Below are 20,068 nucleotides of genomic sequence, written 5' to 3' on the forward strand. Positions count from 1 at the left end.
GCCGGGCAACCCGATCTCAAAAAAAGCAGACGTCCCAACCATTGTTCGGGCGCGTCGCGGACTCCATATACCTTTTGATTAGGGCAGCCGTCTTCAGCGGCTGCCTCCACTTGTTGATTACAAAGGTATTGCCATGGCCGCTCTTTCCATCCTCGAACTTGTTCGCGTGACGGAGGAGACGGACGCCCGTGGCGCACTCGACAACGCACGCGATTTAGCCGCGCATGCAGAAGAGTGGGGCTACCGGCGCATCTGGGTTGCCGAACACCACAACATGATAGGTATCGCGAGTGCCGCGACATCGGTTGTCCTCGCCCACCTCGCTGCCGGCACGAAGACGATCCGCGTCGGGGCCGGTGGCATCATGCTGCCCAACCACCCTCCTTATGTCATCGCCGAACAGTTCGGCACTTTGGCGCGCCTGTTTCCCGATCGCATCGATCTCGGACTCGGCCGTGCGCCGGGAACCGACCAGATGACACTTCGCGCCTTACGCCGGTCGCCGGAGTCAGCCGATCAGTTCCCGCAGGATGTGCTTGAGCTGCAGGCATTTCTCGCGCCCGCCGGCCCGAACCAGCGGATACAGGCGGTTCCGGCTGCCGGCACCGACGTGCCGCTCTGGATTCTCGGCTCCAGCAATTTTGGCGCCATGCTCGCGGGCGAACTCGGCTTGCCCTATGCGTTCGCCTCCCATTTCGCGCCCGAACTTCTTCTCCAGGCGCTGCAGATCTATCGCACGCGTTTCAAGCCATCGGAGCAGCAGTCGCAGCCCTACGCCATGGTCGGCGTCAACGTGATCGCCGCCGAAACCGATGCCGTGGCACGCCGACTTGCGACGACACAGCAGATGTCCTTCACCAACATGTTTCGCGGCACGCGCGGACTGAGCCAGCCGCCGATCGACGACATCGAGACCTATTGGTCGCCGATGGAAAAGGTGCAGGCGCAGCAGATGCTCGCCCGCTCGATCATCGGCTCGCCCGAGACGGTTCGCGTCGGCTTGGAGAAGCTGATCGACGAAACCGGCACCGACGAACTGATGATCGTGTCCGACGTTTATGATCACCACGCGCGCCTGCAATCCTTCGAAATGATCGCCGAGGTCGGGCGAAAGATCTGACACTAAGCCATCCCCATAAAACGCAATCGAGACAGGTTGCGTATCGCATGAAGACGCCACCACTGGAGACAAAGCATGGCCAATTCGACTGAGTATACGCCGCCAAAGATCTGGACCTGGAACAAGGACAGCGGCGGGCGTTTCGCCAACATCAATCGACCGATCGCAGGCGCGACGCATGAGAAGGAACTGCCGATCGGGCGCCATCCTTTGCAGCTCTATTCGCTCGGCACGCCGAATGGCGTCAAGGTGACGATCATGCTCGAGGAGCTTCTCGCCGCCGGTCACAGCGGCGCCGAATATGATGCCTGGCTGATCAGGATCGGCGATGGCGACCAGTTCGGCAGCGGCTTCGTTCAGGCAAATCCGAACTCCAAGATCCCGGCTCTGGTTGATCGCAGCGGTGCCAAGCCGATCCGCGTTTTCGAATCCGGTTCAATCCTGACCTATCTTGCCGAAAAATTTCAGGCCTTCCTGCCGACGGAGCCGGCGGCGCGCGCCGAATGCTTCTCGTGGCTGTTCTGGCAGATGGGCAGCGCGCCCTATCTCGGCGGTGGCTTCGGCCACTTCTATGCCTACGCGCCGACCAAGATCGAATATGCGATTGATCGCTTCGCGATGGAAACCAAGCGCCAGCTCGACGTGCTCGATCGCCGTCTTGCCGAGAGTGAGTATCTCGGCGGTGCCGAATACACCATCGCCGACATGGCCGTGTGGCCCTGGTATGGCGGGCTGGTGAAGGGCTGGATCTACGAAGCGGCGGAGTTCCTGCAGGTTCAGGAATACAAGAATATCCAGCGCTGGGCCGATCTGATCGGCGAGCGCAAGCCTGTTCAGCGCGGGCGCATGGTCAACCGTCTCTCCGGCGAACCGTCGAGCCAGCTCTGGGAGCGTCACGACGCCAGCGACTTCGACACGAAGACGCAGGATAAGATCGGCTCTGCCGATTAAGTTTCGGATTTGTCGCATCCGGGTCGCCATCTCGGCGATCCGGGGTGCGACGGTTCGCCGATGTGCGAATGAGTGAGCCACCGTGGCTCAGGCGGTGGTGGCTTTCGCCTTTCGCAACGCCACATATTCCCACAGAGCGACGAGCAAAAGCGTGACGGTGCTCACCATCTGGATCGTGAAATTCTGCTGCATCGGCAGCACAACGGGGGTCCCCAGCAGGATGGCAAGGCCGGCGATGTGAGAGAGCGGCGGCTTACGCGCGGCTGTCAATTTCAGCCAGATATTTCCGATCAAGAACAGCCCCGGCCCGCCGAGAATGGCGAGCGTGGTCTTCAGGCTGCTATGCTCTTCGGGATGCGACAGGCTGAAGTCCTCACCGACGGCGGTGAGGATGATGCCGGCGACGATCGGCAAGTGCCCGTAGGTGAAAAGACCATGGGCCACGGTTTCGGGCGCCGAGGTCGTCTCCGCCTTGTCGGCCGCCTTCTGCTGGCCGTGGTGGAAATAGATCCACCACATGAAGCCTGTCGTCAGAAACGCGCTGCAGAAAACCATGACCGACAGGTTCGACTGCATGTGTTCCGCGGCAGTCCTGCCCGTCGTCAGAATGGTTTCACCTAGGCAGAGAATGACGAAGAGAGCACAGCGCTCGGCCATATGCTCGCCCGATATGTCGAGCGTTTCGCGCGGCGACGCTCCCAGTTCAGGCACCCAGTAGCGCGCCAAAGGCGAGACGTACTCGATCAATAGTGCGACGCCCCAAAAGGCGACGCGAGCCTCAAGGCTGGCGAAACCGCCAATTATCCAGAAGACGCTGGAAGCGATCACCCAGACAGTGATGCGCACAAAGGTGAGGTAAGAGGGCCGGTCGACGCCCTTGTAGGCGTAGAGCATGAAGACCGAGCGCACGAGCTGCATGGCGCAATAGAGCGCCGCGAATGCCGTGCCCTGATGCTTGAATGCCTCGGGCAGGGCGATCGCGAGTAGGATGCCGCCGAACATAAGGGCGAAGAGTAGCAGGCGCACCGCTTCCTTGTCGGTGTCGAGCAGGTTGGTGATCCAGGTCGTGTAGACCCACAGCCACCAGATCGCCAGGATCAACAAGATCGATTCCGCGAGCGTCGTCGAACTGAAGTCCTCGACCAGCGTGTGCGACAGCTGGATCAGCGCGAATACGAAGACGAGATCGAAGAACAGCTCCGGAAAGCTGGCCTTCGTCTTCTCGGTGCTTTTACCGCGGATCAGGCTCAATGCGATCCCTCCATCGATCGAGCCCTGGCCTTAGAAAACCGCTAGATATTTCAAAAGCGAAATGATGCCGATGATGATGACGATGATCTGCACGATCTGCTTAGCTCTGGCATCGATCGGCAGGCGGGCAACAAGGTACAAGACAAGGATGATGACCAGGAAGGTAATCAGTATTCCAATCAGTATAGATGCTGCCATTTGGATCCCACTCCGTTGAAAAATCTTTTAGTCACAGAGCGTTAGATAAATCGCTCTTTCGAAAAGGAAAGGATCGGGGGCCAGAAAGTCTATCGCGGCGGTTGGAATGACTGAGCGCTCTGTCGCAGGAACCTTCAGTGTCGCCGTGAGTTCAAGGTGAAAGGGAGAAGACGATCATGCCCGCAAAATCGAAAGCGCAACAAAAGGCAGCCGGCGCAGCTTTGTCTGCCAAGCGCGGTGAAACGCCGAAGAGCAAGCTCAAGGGCGCATCCCGCGAGATGGTGGATTCCATGACGGAAAAGCAGCTTGAGGAATTCGCATCCACGAAGACCAAGGGTAAGCCGGAGCACGTGTCCAAGTAGCCCATGGTTCTCGGCGTTTTATGCCGCGATTACCACCGCTGGTAACTTAGCCGCCCCAAGTGCGCTCGAGCACATCGATCCAGTTCGCGTGGGTGATCTTGACCAGGGCCTTCTCATCGAAGCCGCCGGCGCGGAACGCGTCGATCAACTGAGGTAGACCGGTCGCGTCCTTGATCGTCGCCGGGATCGTCGTTCCATCGAAATCCGAGCCCAGGGCGACGTGGTCGATGCCGATGCGATCGGCGATGTACGCGGCGTGGCGGACCAGGAGGTCGAGGCTGGTGTCGGCGTTGCGGGTGCCGTCGTCGCGCAGGAAGAGCACGCCGAAATTGATGCCCACAAGCCCGCCCGTATCGCGGATGGCGTCAAGCTGCCGATCGGTCAGGTTGCGGCTGTGCGGGCTGATGTGGTGAACGTTGGAATGCGAGGCGACCAGAGGGGCGCTTGAGAGCTTGGCGATGTCCCAGAAGCCTTGCTCATTCATATGCGAGAGATCGACCATGATCTTCAACTCGTTGCAAGCGCGGATCAAATCCTTGCCAGCGTCGGTCAAGCTAGGGCCGATGTCGGGCGATGACGGGAAGCGGAACGGCACCCCGTAAGCAAAAATGTTCGGCCGGCTCCAGACTGGTCCGAGCGTGCGAAGCCCGCTCTGGTGAAGCACATAGAGCGCATCGAGATCGGCGGCGATCGCTTCGGCCCCCTCAATATGCATCACGGCCGCGAAGGCGCCGGTTTCGATCGACTGGCGGATATCGGCTGCCGTGCGGCAGACTTTCAGCCCGCCGGCGCTTTGAACCTCGATGTCGAAGAGAATGCGGGCCATCGCGAGGGTGCGGTTCAGCGATTCCGGCTGTGCCGGCGTCAGGAAATCGCCATTGGCGTCCTTCCCCATGCTGGGCGAGGGGATGTAGATCGCGCAAAGCCCTCCGGCCAGGCCGCCGGCGCGCGCCTTGGGAAGATCGATATGCCCAGTCGCCTCTCCCTCGATAAACGCCTTGGCCGGTTGCGCGATGCCCGAATGCTGCAGCCGGAGCAACACGTCGTTGTGGCCGTCAAAAACGGGCATGAGGGAGTTTGGCATGATGGGGAGGGTCCTGTGTCTCTTTGCTTGCGGGTCTTCGTATGACAGGTCGGCGCCCCCACGCAAACCCAAACCGCGAGCCGTGCGTTGAAAATCGCGCGGCCAGCCGGCTTGTCTGTCTGATTACTGCCTAACGTAGGCGGACGAGAGCGGGCCGAGCTCGGCCGATATCTGGCGCCATCGCGCCGGCTGGGCGCCCGTGCGTGAAATCATCGCCTCGATAAGTCCGGTGGAGACGGCATCCTTCAGTCTTCCATCGCCATTGCGCATGCCGAGCTCAATCAGCTCGAACACCCGCTGCTTGTCCTCAAGCGTCGAAAAACGCTCGGCAATCAGCCAGCCCATGTCGGAGTATAGCGTATGCATATCCCCGAGATCGGTTGGGGCGACATCCTCGATGACGTTCTCCAGCGTGGAGGTAACAGGGACATGCTGTGCCAGTTCAGCGGTGATCGCTTTCGTATCCATTGTCATTTCCTTGTTTTTGTGTGCAGTGATCGGTCGGCCGCACAGCGGCTTTCCGTTCAGCTCGGCTGTTGAGCGTTGTCGTTCGCAACCGGCCATGTCGGTCCCGCCCCATGGCCGCGCAGCAGCCATGCGACGCTGACCTCAAGCGTATCGGCGATCGTTTCCAGATTGCCGGCAGCGGGCGCCGCGCGGTCGTTTTCCCACGATGCCCAGATGTCGGGCGTGATGCCGAGGCTTCTCGCGGCGGCTTCAATGGAGAGTTTCACCGCGTCGCGGGCGAGCGACATGCGCCCACCCATCGTGTCGTCTTCGGCGTCGGTCGGTTGCAGGCGGTCGATATACATTCATCGCTCCTGTTCGGTCGAAGGGTCGCGCCCCGCCGAAAATCGGGCCGGGCGCGATAATCCGGTCAGCCTTCGTCGCCGATCCAGCTCTTCACCTGGTCGGGATGGTCCTGGATATATTTATCCACGGCTTTGTCGTAGGACGTTTCCTGCGCGGCAAACATCGCCGCTTCGAGATCGGGGATTGACAGATTCATGCGCGACAGGAAGGCAGCAACCTTGGGGTTGTCGGACTTGAAGTCCTTGCGGGCGAGAATGTCGACATGTTCTGCTTCGCCAAGCGACTTCTTCGGGTCATCGAGATAGCGAAGCTTGTGCTTGCCGAACATCCAGTGCGGGCTCCAGGCGGTGGCTACGAACCATTTCTCGCCCCGCATCGCGCGGTCAACCGTAGTCAGCATGCCGGCCTCGCTGGAGATCTGCAGCTTGTAGCCGTCGAGCCCGTAATCCTTCACGGCCTTTTCCGAGAGACGCGTGAGGCCGGCGCCCGGATCGATGCCCTGGATGGTGCCAGAGAGCTTCTTCTGCACGTCTTCCTTCTTCAGGTCCTCGATCGAGCCGATCTGGTCGGCTGGAATGTAGTCGGGAACCACCCAGCCGAGCTTGGCGCCGTCATAGACCGTGCCGAGCGTCTCGACCTTGTCCTTGACCTTGGCATAGTAGTCGGCATGCGTCTGCGGCAGCCAGGCCATCATCATCGTGTCGAGGTCGCCGCGCGCGACACCCTGGTAGAGCGGCGCGACATCAGCCTGTACGAGCTCCACCTTCTGGTTGAGCTTCGTCTCGATCAGCTTAGCGGCAAGCTTGGTGACGAATTCGGCGTCGGACCAGGCGGCCCAACCTATCTTCACCGGCTTGGCATCTTGCGCCATGGTCGAGGTGACCGCGCCGCTGACGAGAGCGGCGGCAAGGCCGAGGGTTGCGAGTGTTTTGAACATGAGTGCTCCTTTGTGAAGGTTCGCATTTGGCAGGCGCTGCCCACCATGATGAGTTGCTAGAGATCAGGCCGTCGCCGGCTTCAGCTTTTCGCCTTCGCTCTTGCTGAACAGGCCCTGCCAGAATGCGGCGCGCGGCTTGCCAAGGCTCTGGGTGATGCGGTCGAGGATGACCGCTAGAATGACGACGGCGATGCCGCCCTCGAAACCGGTGCCGACGTCGAGGCGCTGGATGCCGGTCAGAACCGTGTTGCCGATGCCGCCTGCGCCGATCATCGAGGCGATCACGACCATCGACAGCGACAGCATGATCGTCTGGTTGATGCCCGCCATGATCGAGGGCAGGGCGTTCGGAAGCTGCACCTTGAACAGAAGCTGGGTCGCCGTGCAGCCGAAGGCATTGCCCGCCTCGATGAACTCGCCATCCACCTGGCGAATGCCGAGATTGGTCAGGCGAACTACCGGCGGCATCGAGAAGATGACCGTCGCGATCGCACCGGGGACGGCGCCGAGGCCGAAGAACATGGCGGCCGGGATCAGGTAGACGAAGGCAGGCATGGTCTGCATCAGATCGAGGACCGGACGCACGAAGGCTGCGACGGAATCCTTGCGGGCCATAGCGATGCCGAGCGGCAGGCCGATGAGCACGGCGATCAGCGTCGCAGCGATGACCAGCGACAAGGTCTCCATCATCGGACCCCAGAGCTCGATGTGGTTGATGAGCAGCAGGCCGAGCGCGGTGAACACCGCAAAGCCGATGCCGACGCGCCAGAGCGAGAGGATCACGAAGATCGCGATGCCAACCGGCATGGGGATCGCAAGCAGGGCGTTCTGGATGCCTGACGTCACGAAGCCGATCGTGGCCGCGATCAAATCAAGCACGGGTGAAAAGTTGTCGAGCACATAATTGACGGCAGCGTCGATGCCGTTTCCGATATCGAAGTTCATGATTTATCCGATGTGTTTGTGATCAGCCGGCGCGGTCGAGCGTTTCGAGCAGCGCGGATTTGCTGATGGAGCCGAGATAGCGCTTGCCGCTGTCGATGACGGGAACCGGCCAGGGGCTGGCTGCCACCTTGCCAAGAACGTTCGACAGCGGTTCGTCGGCCGGAATGGCCTCGATCTCGGGCAGGAAGGCGCCGCGATAGGGATCGGCCGTCTTCGCCCTGATCTTCTCGATCAGCGAGGTCTGGCTGATCATGCCGTGATAGGTCTTGTCGCGACCGAGGATGATTGCGTACTCGCGATCATAGTTCTTCATCCGCTCAAGTGCTGCCGCAGCCGAAACGCCTTCGCGCTCGATGATAGTGACCTGCGACTTGCGGGCGACATCGCCTGCCTTGAAGACATGCGCGACATCGACATTGCGGAAGAAAGAGCGGACGTAGTCGTTGGCCGGCTTGGTGACGATCTCGTCCGGCGTGCCGATCTGCACGACATTGCCGTTCTGCATGATGCAGATGCGATCGCCGATCCGCATCGCCTCGTCGAGATCGTGGCTGACGAAGACGATGGTGCGGCTGTGCTCGGACTGCAGGCGAACGAGTTCGTCCTGCATTTCGGTGCGGATCAGCGGGTCGAGCGCAGAGAATGCCTCGTCCATCAGAAGAATGGTGGGTTCGCTGGCAAGTGCGCGGGCAAGACCGACGCGCTGTTTCATGCCACCGGAAAGCTGATCCGGGCGACTGTCCGCATAGCCTTCGAGGCCAACGGCCTTCAGCGCGGCCAATGCCTTCTCGCGACGCTCGGCCTCGCCGACGCCGGCAACCTCGAGGCCGAAGGCGGCGTTGCTGAGAACGGTGCGGTTGGGAAGCAGCGCGAAGGACTGGAAGACCATGCTGATATCGCGGCGGCGAAGCGCGATCAGCTCGCTGCGCGACATGTCGGTGATATCGCGGCCATCGATCTTGATTGAGCCGGATGTGGGTTCGATCAGCCGATTGAGGAGGCGCAGTAGTGTTGATTTGCCGGAGCCCGACAGGCCCATGATGACGAAGATCTCGCCGGCGCGAATATCGAAACTGGCGTCGTTGACGCCGATCGAGCAGCCCGTTGCTGCATGGATCTCGGATTTTGACTTGCCGGCGCGCAGTAGCGCGAGGGCTTTCTTCGGGTGTTCGCCGAAAACTTTGTAGATGTTGTTGAGACTGATCTTGGTCGAAGCCGATGATGTCGGCGCGTCTGTTTCAGTTGCAGCATTCATATAATCTTGGCGCCGAGCTCGAGAGGCCAGGCATTCTCCTTTATTCGCATACGTCCACGATCTGCAGAATGTCTTCTGGATAAGGATGTATTATCCGTTGTGTTGCTGAGACAAATAGACATTTTATAAGTCAAATTCGTCCGAGGAAAAATATAATATATCGAAAATATCTATCCGATATGACAAAAGGTCACGTATTCGAACTTTGATACTGTCATTTTCGACGGAGCATTGTGCTCCTTAGCTGCGTATATAGGGCGATATACAAAAATTGTCCATCTTAAAATCAATTTTTGTGACAGACACACCGGTCGCCGGCACTGTCGAAACAGGCCACAACGCCTGCTGTACCGGCGAAGCAGCGCCACGCCGGCATGACAGGTATTTTTGAAATCAAAGGCTGAAATACGGCGGTGATGCGTCCGAAATCGTGTCCTCTATGAGGAGATTTCGCTCGGGTGGGCTAGCGACAGCATGCCCCGATAAATACCCGGTTCGGAGCCCTCGATCGGGATCGCGCCGACGCTCTTGCTGTAGAAATCCATAGGCCCGGCGCCGCCGATCACGCCATAGGGATAGCCCTGCGCATGCATGTCGAGCAGCGTTTCCAGAAGCAGGGCGTGGCCGACACCCTTGCCTCGGGCCGCCTGATCGACGCCGGTGGGGCCGAAGAACCCCTTGGCTGTCGCCTCGTGGCAGGCAAACCCGATCAGTTCTCCCGCCTGAATGGCGATGAAGCAGGTGGTCGGCTGGCGCATGGCAGCGGCGGTCGCCTCGGCCGCCCAACCGGCGCCGAAGCGCGGTTCGATCCACGATGTCAGCGCCGGCAGTTCCGGCACCAGCACGCGGCGGATGGTGACCCCTTGCGACGTCATGCGGCTGTCGAGTGCTGGGTCGCGCTTCAGCTCGTAGAGCTTCACAAGCATGTCCATGGTCTTGATCCTTGTATCTGTCAGCCTTTGACGGCGCCGGCGGTCAGGCCCGCCACGATCCGCCGCTGGAAGATAAGCACGACGGCGATGAGGGGGAGGGTGACGGTGATCGAGGCTGCCATGATCTGCCCGAACGGGTACTCGTAGCGGCTTGTGCCCGCGATCAGGCCGATCGCCACCGGCACGGTGCGGTTCTCGTCGGTCAGCGTGAATGTCAGCGCGAACAGGAACTCGTTCCAGGCGAGGATAAAGGCGAGAATGCCGGTGCTGGCCAGCGACGGCCCCATCAGCGGCAGCAGCACCTTCATCAGGATGCGGAAGTGCGAGCAGCCGTCGATGATGGCAGCCTCTTCCAGTTCTCGTGGGAACTCGCGGATGAAGGTGGTGAGAATCCATGTCGTGAAGGGCACCGTCGACAGGAGATAAGTGAGGATCAGCGCGCTCGGGCGATTGAAGAGCCCGAGCCAGTTGATCAGCTCGAACATGCCCGAGAGCACGACCACCTGCGGGAAGATCGAGATCATCAGGACGATCATCAGGATCGCGCGTCGCTGCGGAAACTCGATGCGGCCGAGCGCGTAGGCGGCCGACAGCCCAATGATCAGCGACAGGAAGGTCGTCGATATCGCGACATAGGCCGAGTTGAGCAGCGACCCCATGAAGACCGGGTTGTCGATCAGTTGCCGGTAATAGGTGAAATCCAGCGCCGGCATCAGGGCCGAGCGATAGAGTGCCGCACCCTGCTTCGTCGAGGAGACGAAGGCCCAATAATATGGGAACAGCGTATAGACGAGCACGAGCAGCAGGGCGAAAATCTGCAGGCCGCGCACGACGCGCCGTCTCATTCGATAGTAGCCGGCGGGCTTGCGCAGTGCCTTTTGTGCGATTGCATTGGCCATCGATCAGGTCCCCGCCGCTTTGTCGAGGCGAAGAACCCCGATGATGATGATTGCGACAAGCGCGACGAGCAGGAAGACCCAGGTCGACGCTGCCGAGCCGACGCCGAGTTCTTGGAAGCTGATCAGCCGGTCGCGGGCATAGATCGATACGGTCATCACGTTCTCGTTGCTGGCCGCGAGGACATAGGCAAGGTCGAACATTCTGAGCGCGTCGAGAACACGGAAGAGGACGGCGACGCCGATCGCCGGGCGCAGCATCGGAAGGGTGATCGACCAGAAGCGCTTCCAGGCAGGGATGCCGTCTACTTCGGCGGCCTCGAAGATCTCCGGCGATATTAGCTGAAGACCGGCGAGGATGAGCAGCACCATGAAAGGCGTGGTCATCCACACGTCGATGAAAATGACGACGCCCATGATCAGCGAGCTGCTGGCCGTCCAGGCAATACCGTGATCGACCACGCCGAGCCCCGTGAGGATCTTGTTGATGACGCCGAACTGGTCGTTGAGCATCCATTCCCAGATCTTGGTGGCGACGACGACAGGAATGGCCCATGGCACCAGAATGGCGGCGCGCGCCAGGCCGCGGCCCGGGATCATCTCGTTGAGCAGCAAGGCGATCGCAAGCCCGAGGGCGGTCTCGATCGCGACCGAGATGACGGTGAACACGAGCGTGTTCTTCACCGCAACCCACCAGCTGTGGTCGTTGATGACCTCCATGAAGTTATCGAGACCGACCATGGAGTAGACGGAGGGGTCGTCAAGATAGGCGTCGGTGAAGGAGAAGAAGAAGGTCCGGCTCAGCGGCCAGACGGCGACCAAGAGGATGACGGCGATGACGGGAACCAGAAACAGCCATGCGGCCCGGTAATCGCGGCGGGCGAGTTTGGCGCTCATGGTTGGCTCACCTGTGCCTGTCCGCCGGCTGGATGGCTGAGCAGAATGCGCTTGCCGTCGGCCGTAAAGGCGAAGACGGCGGCGTCAGCGAAATCCAGGCCGACAGGCTGACCGATGAGATCATGCGCAGGCGCCTTCGCTACGCGGATGACCCAGACGGTGTCGTCGGTGATCCGGCAATAGGCGAAATGCTCGTGGCCTAGGTCTTCGACGCGTTCCAGCGTGCAGGTGATCCGGCCTTCATTCGCGCCAACAAGCCGCAGTCCCTCAGGCCGGATGCCGATCTCGGCGATTGGGCCCGAGGGATTGTTGGCGACCATGGCGATCGAGAGATTGCCGGGGCCGACGATCGTGCCGGCATCCGCGCCTGTCTTCGGCGAGACGGCCAGGAAGTTCATCCGGGGGCTGCCGATGAAGCTTGCAACGAAGCGATTGTCAGGGGCGTGGTAGAGTTCCTGCGGCGTTCCCACCTGCTCAATGCGGCCGTGGTTCAGGACGACGATCCGGTCGGCGAGCGTCATCGCTTCCGATTGATCGTGGGTGACGTAGATCATCGTCGTCTTCAGGTCGTCATGGAGCTTGGCGATCTCCATGCGCATTTCCATTCGAAGATCGGAATCGAGGTTGGACAGCGGCTCGTCGAACAGGAAGATCTCGGGCTGGCGCACCAGCGCCCGGCCGATCGCCACGCGCTGGCGCTGGCCGCCGGAGAGTTCGCGCGGCCGGCGATCCATCAGGTGGTCGACCTTGAGCATGCGCGCAACCGATGAGACCTTCTGGCTGATGGCGTCCTTGGCCATGCCCAGCGTTTCCAGCGCGAAGCCGATGTTGCGGGCGACGCTCATATGCGGATAGAGCGCATAGGACTGGAAGACGAAGGCGACGCCGCGTCTCGAGGCCGGAACATCGGTCACGTCCTCGCCGCCGATCGTCACGACACCCTTGGATGCGGCGACAAGGCCCGCGACGATGCGCAGAAGCGTTGACTTGCCGCAGCCGGAAGGGCCGACGAAGACGACGAACTCGCCGTCGTTGATCCTGAGGTCGACGCCTTGAATGACGGTGTGCGTCCCAAAATTCTTCGAAACGGATTCAAGCGAAACCGATGCCATTTTTCACCCGGACTTGATCACGATAAAGGGCTCGCCCCCTTGCTGGTGGCGGTGTGCGATGCGCGAGACCAGGGCAGACCGATCGCCGGCCTGCCCCTGTACGTTCAGTCGAGGCTCAACGGCTTTCTTTGAGCTTTTCCAGTCGCCCGGCGAGCGAGGTCAGACCGGACTTGATATCGCCACCACCAGACAGCATGTCGTGGACGGAGCGATAAAAGGCCTGCGACACGCGGTTGTAGCTGGTGCCGGTATAGCCCGAGGGCCGCACCGCGCTATCGGCGAAGGCTTGCTGGTTGTCCTTGAGGAAGGGGATCTTCGCCAGAACGTCGGGGTCGGTGTAGAGCGCCGGGATGGAGGGATTGACCGCATCCTGCAGCGCGCGCTTCTTCTGCATGTCGGGGCCGGTGATGAAGTTCACGAAATCTGCCGCGACGTCAGGCTTGGAGCTGTACTTGGAGACGCCATAATACATCGGGCCGAGGCATCCGCTCGACTTCTGGCCTTCCGTGCCGACGGGCAGCGGCATGACGCCGACCTTGTCGACAACGGCGCTGCCTTCCTTGTGCGACGTGCCCCAGACATAGGGCCAGTTGCGGTGGAACACAGCGTTGCCGGATTCGAAGACGGCGCGCGAAGCTTCCTCGTCGTAGTTCAGCGTACCCTCGGGGCTGATCGAGCCGATCCAGCCCTTTGCTTTTTCGATCGCTTCTGCAGCCTTCGGGTTGTCGATCGTCACCTTGCCGTCGTCGGAGATGATCGTGCCGCCGCCGTTCGATGCAACGAGCTCGATCGCGTCGCAGGTCAGGCCTTCATAGCTCTTGGCCTGCCAGGCGTAACCCCACATGTCGCCCTTGCCGTCGGCGCGCTCCTTGTCCTGGATTTCCTTGGCCGTGGCGGCCAGCTCATCCCAAGTCTTCGGCGGCTGCTTACCGTATTTTTCGAGCAGATCCTTGCGGTAGAACATCAGCCCGACGTCCATGTAGGCAGGCATGGCGACCAGATTGCCGTCCAGCTTGGCGGCGTTAAGCGTAGAGGCGAAGTGCTTGTCCTGATCGGCCTGGGGGATGACGGTCTTCAGGTCGAGAAGGCCGTTCTTGAACATGCCAAGCCAGATGACGTCGAGGAACAGCACGTCGATATCGGTCGACTTCGCCGCGATCAGCTGCTGATAGATCGGAATGGCGTCATCGAGCAGCGCAGGCATCTTGTTGATCTTCGCTTCATTGCCCGTCTTCTCCTTCCAGGCATTGGCGACATTGGTGCACAGCTCGAATTCCGTCGGCGCGCAAAATACGGAAATCGTCTCAGCGTGGGCCGTTCCGCTCCAGAGGGCGGCGGAGAACGCGAGGGCGGCAAGGCTCTTCTTAAGCATGGTGGGTTCCCTTGATTGTGATAGTGCACGGCATCGTCGGGGCTCTTCTGGCTCCTTGCAATCAATAGGACTGGTTATGACCAGTTATGTCAATATGGACTTTCGAGAGAATTGCGTTGAAGATGACATTGGAAGAGGCGGCCAAAGCCCAGGGAAAATCGAATTTGAAGACGCTCGAAACCGAGGACACATTGATCGCAACACGCGGCGTCATCGATCGCGACGACCCGCGGCCGCTGCACAAGCAGGTGTACGAGGCACTGCTGGCGGCAATCAGCGACGGGCGTCTGCCGCTGCGCGGCAAGCTGCCCTCCGAGCGCGAACTCGTCGATCTCTATGATGTGAGCCGGATCACCATTCGCCACGCGGTGCGTGAACTCATCCAGCAGGGCGTGGTGCATAGCCAGCCCGGCAAAGGGCTCTATGTCACGGAACGCGGCGGCGGCTTCGAGCTGCAGGTGCTGAAGAGCTTCACCAGCATCGCGCTGGCCAATGGCCGTGCGCCGGGTCACCAGCTGATCGAGGCAAGCCTCGTGCGGGCCCCGCTCGAAGTCAGCAGACCACTCTTCCTCGCCCCCGGCGCCGAGGTCGTGGTGCTATCGCGCCTGCGCCTGCTCGACAATATTCCGGCGGTGATACAGACTGACTGGATTCCGGCCGGGCGCGTGCCGGGGCTGCTCGACCTCGATTGGGGTATCGCCAACCGCTCGCTATATGAAGAGCTGCGCCAGCGCTACGGCATATTTCCGAAACGTGGCCAAACGACACTGAGTGCCCGTCTGGCGGGCGAGGACGAGGCGCGCCTGCTGCAGCTGGCGCCGCCGGCGGCAGTGCTGACGGTCGACCAGATCGCCTTCGACGACCGCAACCGCCCGGTCAACATGACGGCGCTTGTGCACCATCCGGCCCGCTATCCGCTGACGCTGCTGCAATCGGAAACCGGCGATTTCACGCAATACTGAGTGGTGGTGGGAACCGCTGAAGGCTCGCCCCTAGCCGTCCAGGGCGAAGCGGTCCTCATCGAATTCCTCTTCGGCAAATTCGTCGGTGTCGCTGTCGATCGCAGGACCGACATCTTCGAGCGTCGTCAGGCGCATGCCTGATGGCCGCGGTGCGGTCATCTCGATCTTCATACCCGGTGGCTGCAAGGCCCAAGCGACGAGCGCCTTGCCGGACATGGCGCCGACGCCTGCCGATACGACCTGCGGTTCCCGAGGAGCGACCGCGGTCATATCAGGACGCTTTGCCGCGCCGCCGGCAAGCGAGCCGCCTGCGTGGAGGGCAAAGAGAAGCTGCCCCGCCGATCCCTTGCCGGTGACGGCGGTAGCGAGCAGGACAGGAGCGGCGGGCGCAGGAACGCTTGCCGTAGTGGTTTCATCCAGCGCCGGCCTGAAGGTCGGCAGTGGCACGGTGAGGGAGGCGAGGTCGGGAACCTTACTATCTGTGTTGTCGGCGCGCGGCATCGGCCGGGCAAGCTGAAGCTCGAGGCCGCGTTCGGCGCGTGTCTGCGGCACCGGCAGCATCGCGGTTACGAGAGCGCGGGAGGGTGCCGGAGCGCCTTCGTCGTCATCGCTTTCCGGCGTACGGATGGTCTCGATTGCCACAGGGCGGTTGCGCTTCTTCTGGTCGGCGAGCGCCAGCTCATAGCCGGGCAAGGCTCGGCCATCGGCCGGCAGATGTAGCGTGCGGCCGCTTGGGAAGAGCCTTGCCAATTCCAGCCGCGACATGCGCGGCCAGGCGCGAACATTGCCGACATCGAGATGCACGAAAGGCGAGCCGGAGGTTGGATAATAGCCGACACCACCCACCTGCATCTGCATGGCAAGGCCGCGCAAGGTGGCGAGCTTCACGCCGGGAATATAGAAGTCCATCGCCTTGCCAAGCATGTGCTGACTCTTCTTGGCGACACCTGTCACCCGCGAGCGGGTGCGCAGCATGTTGTTCGTGGCCGGAGAGCGGTAGGCGGATACGACGTGAATGGGTTCCTTGGCGCCGCTGCGCTGGTACACTTCCCAAACCAGATCGAGCAGGCGTGGATCCATCTTGGTCGGCTCGTTGCGGCGCCAGTCGCGCAGGAAGCGGTTGATCTGCGCCAGGCCCTTCGGATCGAACTTGCCGTTGCGCTTGAAGACGATGGTCGCCCGCTCTCCCGTGTGGGTGAAATAGAGTTTTAGCGCGCGGTCGTCGGCGGCTGCCTGCGTTGCGCCGGCCATGGCCGCGAATATGACCAGGGCGATCATCACCATTCGGTGCGCGGCAAGCGACACAGCCAGGGCCAGCATGGTCACGGGAACGGAAAAGACTGCATGGTACACGAACACGACTTCCGTCATTGTTGATGGGGTGCGAGAGCCGGATTCTTGCGATCGGCGAGGTCGCTTTGCAGTCGATTATGGTCAACAGATCCCTAACGTATCGTTTATGAGGAATGGATTATCGGGACAGTTGGACCGTGCGCGGCCTCGCTGCTTCGGCCTTCAGGGACCGGGCGCGGCGCGGAAGTTGGGGAAGGCGCGCGCAGCCGGGTGGCCGTTTGTCGAGCGTCCCGCAAAGCGACATTGCCGCAAGAAAAGCGCGCGGCGGTCACAATCCTGTCGCTTCGATCCTTATCTCTTGGGACATGATTCCAGAATGGAGGAGTGAGAATTGAATAATCTATACAAGATCTTGGCAATTGCGGCGGGAACGATGGCGCCGATGGTGGCGCCGATTGCGGCGGCTCAGACGCCGGCCGCTGACCCGCTTGTCGGCCGGGCGTGGATCGAGACCAAATCGCAATCCGGTCTTCCCGGCGTGATGATGGTGTTCATGGCCGATGGCAGCCTGCTGATGGATTCCTGCTGGGAAACATATGCGCTACGCAAATGGAGCCGCAGCTCTCACGATACCGTTACCTGGGATGAGGATGGCGCCAAAATCACCGCGAAGGTGAAATCGGTGTCGCCGAGCCAGCTGACGCTCAGCGTGAAGGCCGGGAAGGATACGGTCGAGCACCGCTACAGCGTCGCCAAGGTGCCCTATGTCTGCCCTGACATGAAGCGCTGATAGCTATTGCGCCGCGAGCGGATATCCTGTCCGGGTACCGCTCGCGACATGTCTTCCGAAGTGATTACTCGACGTCCGCCGTTTGGCGCGTGTCCAGCGAACTGACCAGGATCTTGTCGATCCGTCGCCCGTCGAGGTCGATGACCTCGAAACGCCAGCCATCCTTGGTAAAGCTTTCGCCAAGCACCGGAAGGTGCTTCAGCTCCTCGAGAACGAGACCCGCGACGGTCTGGTATTCGAGATCGTCGCCAAGCTTCAGGCTCATGAATTCCGCGAACTCGTCGATCGGCGTCCAGCCCGAGACCAGATAGGAGCCGTCGTCGCGGCGCGCGATCGCCTGTTCGTCGATCGGGCCATCCTGCAGCGCGCCCATGATTGCTTCCATGATGTCGCCGGAAGAAATGACGCCTTCGAAGTGTCCGTACTCGTCGAAGACAAGCACCATGTGCACGGGCGACGTCCGGATCGCCTGGATGACGCTGATGGCGTTGGAAAGGTCGGAGACGATCGGCACGTCCTGCGTGATCGCCTTCAGGTCGGCGGTGCCCTGAACGGACATGGCGTCGTAGAAATCCTTGACGGCCAGCACGCCCAACACTTCGTCCGAGCTGCCCTTTCTGACCGGCAGGCGCGAACGCTTGGTGTTGTGCAGCTGGGCGCGGATCTCCTCCAGGCTGTCGTCCACGTCGATGATCTCGACGTCGCGTCGCGGCGTCATCAGCGCGCGCGCCGTGCGGTCGGCAAGCCGCATCACGCCTGAAATCATGGCGGATTCCTCGCTCTCGATCACGCCCGCGGATTGCGCCTCGGCGAGCACCGTCTTGATTTCCTCGTCGGAGACATTGTCGCCGCCCTTGCCGGACTGACCGAGCAGCTTCAGCACGAGTTTGCCGGAAGCATCGAGCAGCCAGACGAGCGGCAGCGCCATCTTCGACAGGACCGCCATGGCGGGCGCGACCTTTGCGGCCACCGCTTCAGGTTCCCGCAGCGCGATCTGCTTCGGCACCAGTTCGCCGACAATCAACGAAAGGTAGGTGATGGCGATGACCACGGTGCCGACGCCGACGGCATCGGCCACAGTCGGCGACATGCCCTGAAGCTGCAGCCAGGCCGTCAGGCGGCTACCGAGCGTGGCGCCCGAGAAGGCGCCGGAGAGAACGCCGACGAGCGTGATGCCGATCTGCACGGTCGACAGGAACCTGCCAGGGTTCTCGGCAAGTTTTATGGCTTGTGCGGCTCCTCTGCTTCCGTGATCGGCGAGAACTTTGAGGCGGGCGGGCCTGGAAGACACGACAGCCAATTCCGACATGGCGAGCACACCATTCAGGATGGTGAGCAAGACCACAATTCCAATTTCGAGAAACACAGGAGCCCTTGTTCGTTGACGATGATGAGGCAAGATAGGCGTAATCACACCGGTTGCAAAGCGGCGGCTCCGATTTTATCGCGCGCGGAACCTGAGAATTCGCTCTCGTCATGTGTTTGGTAAATTAGCGTTTTAAGTCAGAAGAGCTTAACTTTCGTCTGTTACACAACCAGCCATACTTGTTGCGATCACGTGTATGGCCGACGAAGAGATACTTCCACCAGAGATCCTGACTTCGATATTGATGCGAATGTTCGAGTTCGCACCGATTGCCATGGCCGTGTCGACCAGCGACACCGAGACATCCAGCTATCTGAAGGTAAACGACGCCTATCTCAGGCTTACAGGCCTGAAATGGGAGGATATCAGCGGCAGAACGCTGATCGCTGAGGGTGCCGCGATCAGCAGCCCGGCGCGCGATCGGCGCCATCGCATGCTCGCCGAAGACGGCGGTTATGTGCTGGAGGAAGTCGATATCCGTCATGCCGACGGAACGATCCTGCCGACGCTGATCTCCGCGCAGCGCACCGTCATCGATGGCGTGTCCTTCGATGTCGAAGTCATCCTCGACGTCTCCGCGCGTGTTCGCCATCAGCACGAAATCGAGCTTGCGCTCCGCGCTTCGGCGCGTACCGATGCGCTGTCGGGCCTGCCCAATCGCGCCTGTTTCGACGAAGTTCTGGCCGAGCATCTGGAACGGCGCGACCAAACCGACAAACTGCTGGCATTGGCCTTCATCGATTTCAACGGCTTCAAGGCTGTGAACGACACGATGGGACACGCCGCCGGCGACGAGGTGCTGAGGATCATAGCCAGCCGCTTCCGCGACAGCTTCCGCGCCAACGATTTCATCGCGCGCATTGGCGGCGACGAGTTCGTCGTTCTTCTCGAGGTCGATTCCTCGCATCTGAACGACGTGGAACTCACGCTCAGGGACGCGGTGGATCGCATCTTCAAGCCGATTGCCGTCGAAGGTGTGGTTGTCGAACTGGGGGCCGCTATGGGCGTCACGCTCCTGCAGCCAGAGGATGACGCGGCTTCCTTCGTGAAGCGTGCGGATAATTATATGTATCTGGCGAAGCAGACCGGTGATCGACTGGCCATGATCTGGCTCGGGCAGCCGGGAAGCACCGAGGCGATTGCAAGGCTTGTGACCGGCACGACCGGCTAAAGCCGTCTCGCCTGCCTTTCTGATATCGAGATCAATATTCCGGCGGCAGCGGTAGCTCGGCGGCCGTGTCCTCAAGCTCGGCCTGCGCGGCCTTCATCGTTTCATCTTCGCTGGTAAAGGGGTTGCTGTCGACGGAGGGCAGCTCGCCGTTCATGTCGGACACGCGATAGAACCAATTTTCATTGGCGCCATTGATCGTCAACCGGAACCTGCCGTGGCTGGCATAGGCCCGACCGGTCGTGTCGCGCTTCCAAATGGAGTGACGATGAGTTGTCCGCGTCCTGAACAGGCGCATTGCGCATCCTTTCCGCTTTTGATCACCCGGAATACTATCACCGGTTTGTGATATAAAGCGCTGACG

The 20,068-nt window shown here is 61.0% G+C and carries 22 protein-coding genes; 6 read left to right on the top strand and 16 right to left on the bottom strand.

Annotated features, from left to right (window positions below; all coding sequences use genetic code 11):
* The first annotated feature begins 133 nt into the window (after positions 1-133).
* Together AC1DOG_RS04805 and yghU are read left to right on the top strand one after the other, a co-directional pair.
* Positions 134-1,120 (top strand): LLM class flavin-dependent oxidoreductase, encoded by a 987-nt coding sequence (locus AC1DOG_RS04805; RefSeq protein WP_112818898.1) that lies wholly within the window; start codon positions 134-136, stop codon positions 1,118-1,120.
* A 75-nt stretch (positions 1,121-1,195) separates the two neighbouring features.
* A complete protein-coding gene (gene yghU, locus AC1DOG_RS04810) occupies positions 1,196-2,071 on the top strand; it encodes a glutathione-dependent disulfide-bond oxidoreductase (protein ID WP_113198467.1) in 876 nt (291 codons plus the stop codon).
* Between the two features lie 87 nt (positions 2,072-2,158).
* Here yghU and AC1DOG_RS04815 read toward each other — a convergent pair whose 3' ends face one another.
* Both AC1DOG_RS04815 and AC1DOG_RS04820 read right to left on the bottom strand, forming a co-directional pair.
* Complete coding sequence (locus tag AC1DOG_RS04815; RefSeq protein ID WP_112943417.1) at positions 2,159-3,322, bottom strand: low temperature requirement protein A; 1,164 nt, start codon at positions 3,320-3,322, stop codon at positions 2,159-2,161.
* Positions 3,323-3,352: 30 nt separating this feature from the next.
* Positions 3,353-3,520: a Thivi_2564 family membrane protein gene (locus AC1DOG_RS04820; RefSeq protein WP_018896674.1), complete on the bottom strand. Its 168-nt coding sequence runs from the start codon at positions 3,518-3,520 to the stop codon at positions 3,353-3,355.
* A 176-nt stretch (positions 3,521-3,696) separates the two neighbouring features.
* On the opposite strand from AC1DOG_RS04820, the gene AC1DOG_RS04825 reads away from it, so the two are divergent.
* Positions 3,697-3,882, top strand: a complete 186-nt coding sequence (locus AC1DOG_RS04825; protein WP_112818901.1) for a DUF3008 family protein — start codon at positions 3,697-3,699, stop codon at positions 3,880-3,882.
* Positions 3,883-3,928: 46 nt separating this feature from the next.
* Here the strand turns inward: AC1DOG_RS04825 and AC1DOG_RS04830 are convergent, their stop codons facing one another.
* From AC1DOG_RS04830 to AC1DOG_RS04880, 11 genes are all read right to left on the bottom strand, one after another.
* Positions 3,929-4,966 (bottom strand): dipeptidase, encoded by a 1,038-nt coding sequence (locus tag AC1DOG_RS04830; protein WP_477926986.1) that lies wholly within the window; start codon positions 4,964-4,966, stop codon positions 3,929-3,931.
* A gap of 123 nt (positions 4,967-5,089) precedes the next feature.
* Positions 5,090-5,434 (bottom strand): hypothetical protein, encoded by a 345-nt coding sequence (locus AC1DOG_RS04835; RefSeq protein ID WP_112818903.1) that lies wholly within the window; start codon positions 5,432-5,434, stop codon positions 5,090-5,092.
* Positions 5,435-5,490: 56 nt separating this feature from the next.
* Positions 5,491-5,778 (bottom strand): helix-turn-helix domain-containing protein, encoded by a 288-nt coding sequence (locus AC1DOG_RS04840; RefSeq protein WP_477926987.1) that lies wholly within the window; start codon positions 5,776-5,778, stop codon positions 5,491-5,493.
* Between the two features lie 65 nt (positions 5,779-5,843).
* Positions 5,844-6,716 carry a glycine betaine ABC transporter substrate-binding protein gene (locus tag AC1DOG_RS04845; protein ID WP_112943414.1) on the bottom strand — a complete coding sequence of 291 codons (873 nt, stop codon included), beginning with the start codon at positions 6,714-6,716 and terminating at the stop codon, positions 5,844-5,846.
* A 63-nt stretch (positions 6,717-6,779) separates the two neighbouring features.
* Entirely contained in the window at positions 6,780-7,661 is an 882-nt protein-coding gene (locus AC1DOG_RS04850; RefSeq protein ID WP_477926988.1) for an ABC transporter permease, read from the bottom strand.
* Positions 7,662-7,683: 22 nt separating this feature from the next.
* A complete protein-coding gene (gene proV / locus AC1DOG_RS04855) occupies positions 7,684-8,916 on the bottom strand; it encodes a glycine betaine/L-proline ABC transporter ATP-binding protein ProV (RefSeq protein ID WP_112943412.1) in 1,233 nt (410 codons plus the stop codon).
* 437 nt (positions 8,917-9,353) lie between these two features.
* Positions 9,354-9,848 (bottom strand): GNAT family N-acetyltransferase, encoded by a 495-nt coding sequence (locus tag AC1DOG_RS04860; protein ID WP_112943411.1) that lies wholly within the window; start codon positions 9,846-9,848, stop codon positions 9,354-9,356.
* Between the two features lie 20 nt (positions 9,849-9,868).
* Complete coding sequence (locus tag AC1DOG_RS04865) at positions 9,869-10,747, bottom strand: carbohydrate ABC transporter permease (protein WP_018896683.1); 879 nt, start codon at positions 10,745-10,747, stop codon at positions 9,869-9,871.
* Positions 10,748-10,750: 3 nt separating this feature from the next.
* Positions 10,751-11,641 (bottom strand): carbohydrate ABC transporter permease, encoded by an 891-nt coding sequence (locus AC1DOG_RS04870; RefSeq protein WP_112425135.1) that lies wholly within the window; start codon positions 11,639-11,641, stop codon positions 10,751-10,753.
* Positions 11,638-12,753 (bottom strand): ABC transporter ATP-binding protein, encoded by a 1,116-nt coding sequence (locus AC1DOG_RS04875; RefSeq protein ID WP_112943409.1) that lies wholly within the window; start codon positions 12,751-12,753, stop codon positions 11,638-11,640. The genes AC1DOG_RS04870 and AC1DOG_RS04875 overlap by 4 nt, the downstream gene beginning before the upstream one ends.
* Positions 12,754-12,868: 115 nt before the next feature.
* Positions 12,869-14,125, bottom strand: a complete 1,257-nt coding sequence (locus AC1DOG_RS04880) for an ABC transporter substrate-binding protein (RefSeq protein WP_112943408.1) — start codon at positions 14,123-14,125, stop codon at positions 12,869-12,871.
* A 164-nt stretch (positions 14,126-14,289) separates the two neighbouring features.
* Between AC1DOG_RS04880 and AC1DOG_RS04885 the strand changes: the two genes are divergently transcribed.
* The gene (locus AC1DOG_RS04885; RefSeq protein ID WP_112435335.1) at positions 14,290-15,087 is read left to right on the top strand and encodes a GntR family transcriptional regulator; all 798 of its coding nucleotides are present in this window, start codon (positions 14,290-14,292) and stop codon (positions 15,085-15,087) included.
* A gap of 30 nt (positions 15,088-15,117) precedes the next feature.
* On the opposite strand, the gene AC1DOG_RS04890 is transcribed toward AC1DOG_RS04885, so the two are convergent.
* Entirely contained in the window at positions 15,118-16,407 is a 1,290-nt protein-coding gene (locus AC1DOG_RS04890; protein WP_477927076.1) for a peptidoglycan L,D-endopeptidase MepK, read from the bottom strand.
* Between the two features lie 364 nt (positions 16,408-16,771).
* On the opposite strand from AC1DOG_RS04890, the gene AC1DOG_RS04895 reads away from it, so the two are divergent.
* Positions 16,772-17,170: a hypothetical protein gene (locus tag AC1DOG_RS04895; RefSeq protein WP_477926989.1), complete on the top strand. Its 399-nt coding sequence runs from the start codon at positions 16,772-16,774 to the stop codon at positions 17,168-17,170.
* Between the two features lie 64 nt (positions 17,171-17,234).
* Here AC1DOG_RS04895 and AC1DOG_RS04900 read toward each other — a convergent pair whose 3' ends face one another.
* Positions 17,235-18,536 carry a hemolysin family protein gene (locus AC1DOG_RS04900; RefSeq protein WP_047504742.1) on the bottom strand — a complete coding sequence of 434 codons (1,302 nt, stop codon included), beginning with the start codon at positions 18,534-18,536 and terminating at the stop codon, positions 17,235-17,237.
* 250 nt (positions 18,537-18,786) lie between these two features.
* On the opposite strand from AC1DOG_RS04900, the gene AC1DOG_RS04905 reads away from it, so the two are divergent.
* Positions 18,787-19,707: a GGDEF domain-containing protein gene (locus AC1DOG_RS04905; protein WP_112943605.1), complete on the top strand. Its 921-nt coding sequence runs from the start codon at positions 18,787-18,789 to the stop codon at positions 19,705-19,707.
* A 31-nt stretch (positions 19,708-19,738) separates the two neighbouring features.
* On the opposite strand, the gene AC1DOG_RS04910 is transcribed toward AC1DOG_RS04905, so the two are convergent.
* A complete protein-coding gene (locus AC1DOG_RS04910) occupies positions 19,739-20,002 on the bottom strand; it encodes a hypothetical protein (protein ID WP_018896692.1) in 264 nt (87 codons plus the stop codon).
* Positions 20,003-20,068 lie beyond the last annotated feature (66 nt).

The sequence above is a fragment of the Rhizobium sp. 01N48 genome, assembly GCF_056399145.1.

Coding starts and splice junctions, on each gene's coding strand:
- AC1DOG_RS04805 (WP_112818898.1), top strand. CDS start 134: ATGGCCGCTCTTTCCATCCTCGAACTTGTTCGCGTGACGGAGGAGACG.
- yghU (WP_113198467.1), top strand. CDS start 1,196: ATGGCCAATTCGACTGAGTATACGCCGCCAAAGATCTGGACCTGGAAC.
- AC1DOG_RS04820 (WP_018896674.1), bottom strand. CDS start 3,520: ATGGCAGCATCTATACTGATTGGAATACTGATTACCTTCCTGGTCATC.
- AC1DOG_RS04825 (WP_112818901.1), top strand. CDS start 3,697: ATGCCCGCAAAATCGAAAGCGCAACAAAAGGCAGCCGGCGCAGCTTTG.
- AC1DOG_RS04830 (WP_477926986.1), bottom strand. CDS start 4,966: ATGCCAAACTCCCTCATGCCCGTTTTTGACGGCCACAACGACGTGTTG.
- AC1DOG_RS04835 (WP_112818903.1), bottom strand. CDS start 5,434: ATGGATACGAAAGCGATCACCGCTGAACTGGCACAGCATGTCCCTGTT.
- AC1DOG_RS04840 (WP_477926987.1), bottom strand. CDS start 5,778: ATGTATATCGACCGCCTGCAACCGACCGACGCCGAAGACGACACGATG.
- AC1DOG_RS04845 (WP_112943414.1), bottom strand. CDS start 6,716: ATGTTCAAAACACTCGCAACCCTCGGCCTTGCCGCCGCTCTCGTCAGC.
- AC1DOG_RS04850 (WP_477926988.1), bottom strand. CDS start 7,661: ATGAACTTCGATATCGGAAACGGCATCGACGCTGCCGTCAATTATGTG.
- proV (WP_112943412.1), bottom strand. CDS start 8,916: ATGAATGCTGCAACTGAAACAGACGCGCCGACATCATCGGCTTCGACC.
- AC1DOG_RS04860 (WP_112943411.1), bottom strand. CDS start 9,848: ATGGACATGCTTGTGAAGCTCTACGAGCTGAAGCGCGACCCAGCACTC.
- AC1DOG_RS04865 (WP_018896683.1), bottom strand. CDS start 10,747: ATGGCCAATGCAATCGCACAAAAGGCACTGCGCAAGCCCGCCGGCTAC.
- AC1DOG_RS04870 (WP_112425135.1), bottom strand. CDS start 11,641: ATGAGCGCCAAACTCGCCCGCCGCGATTACCGGGCCGCATGGCTGTTT.
- AC1DOG_RS04875 (WP_112943409.1), bottom strand. CDS start 12,753: ATGGCATCGGTTTCGCTTGAATCCGTTTCGAAGAATTTTGGGACGCAC.
- AC1DOG_RS04880 (WP_112943408.1), bottom strand. CDS start 14,125: ATGCTTAAGAAGAGCCTTGCCGCCCTCGCGTTCTCCGCCGCCCTCTGG.
- AC1DOG_RS04890 (WP_477927076.1), bottom strand. CDS start 16,407: ATGCTGGCCCTGGCTGTGTCGCTTGCCGCGCACCGAATGGTGATGATC.
- AC1DOG_RS04905 (WP_112943605.1), top strand. CDS start 18,787: ATGTTCGAGTTCGCACCGATTGCCATGGCCGTGTCGACCAGCGACACC.
- AC1DOG_RS04910 (WP_018896692.1), bottom strand. CDS start 20,002: ATGCGCCTGTTCAGGACGCGGACAACTCATCGTCACTCCATTTGGAAG.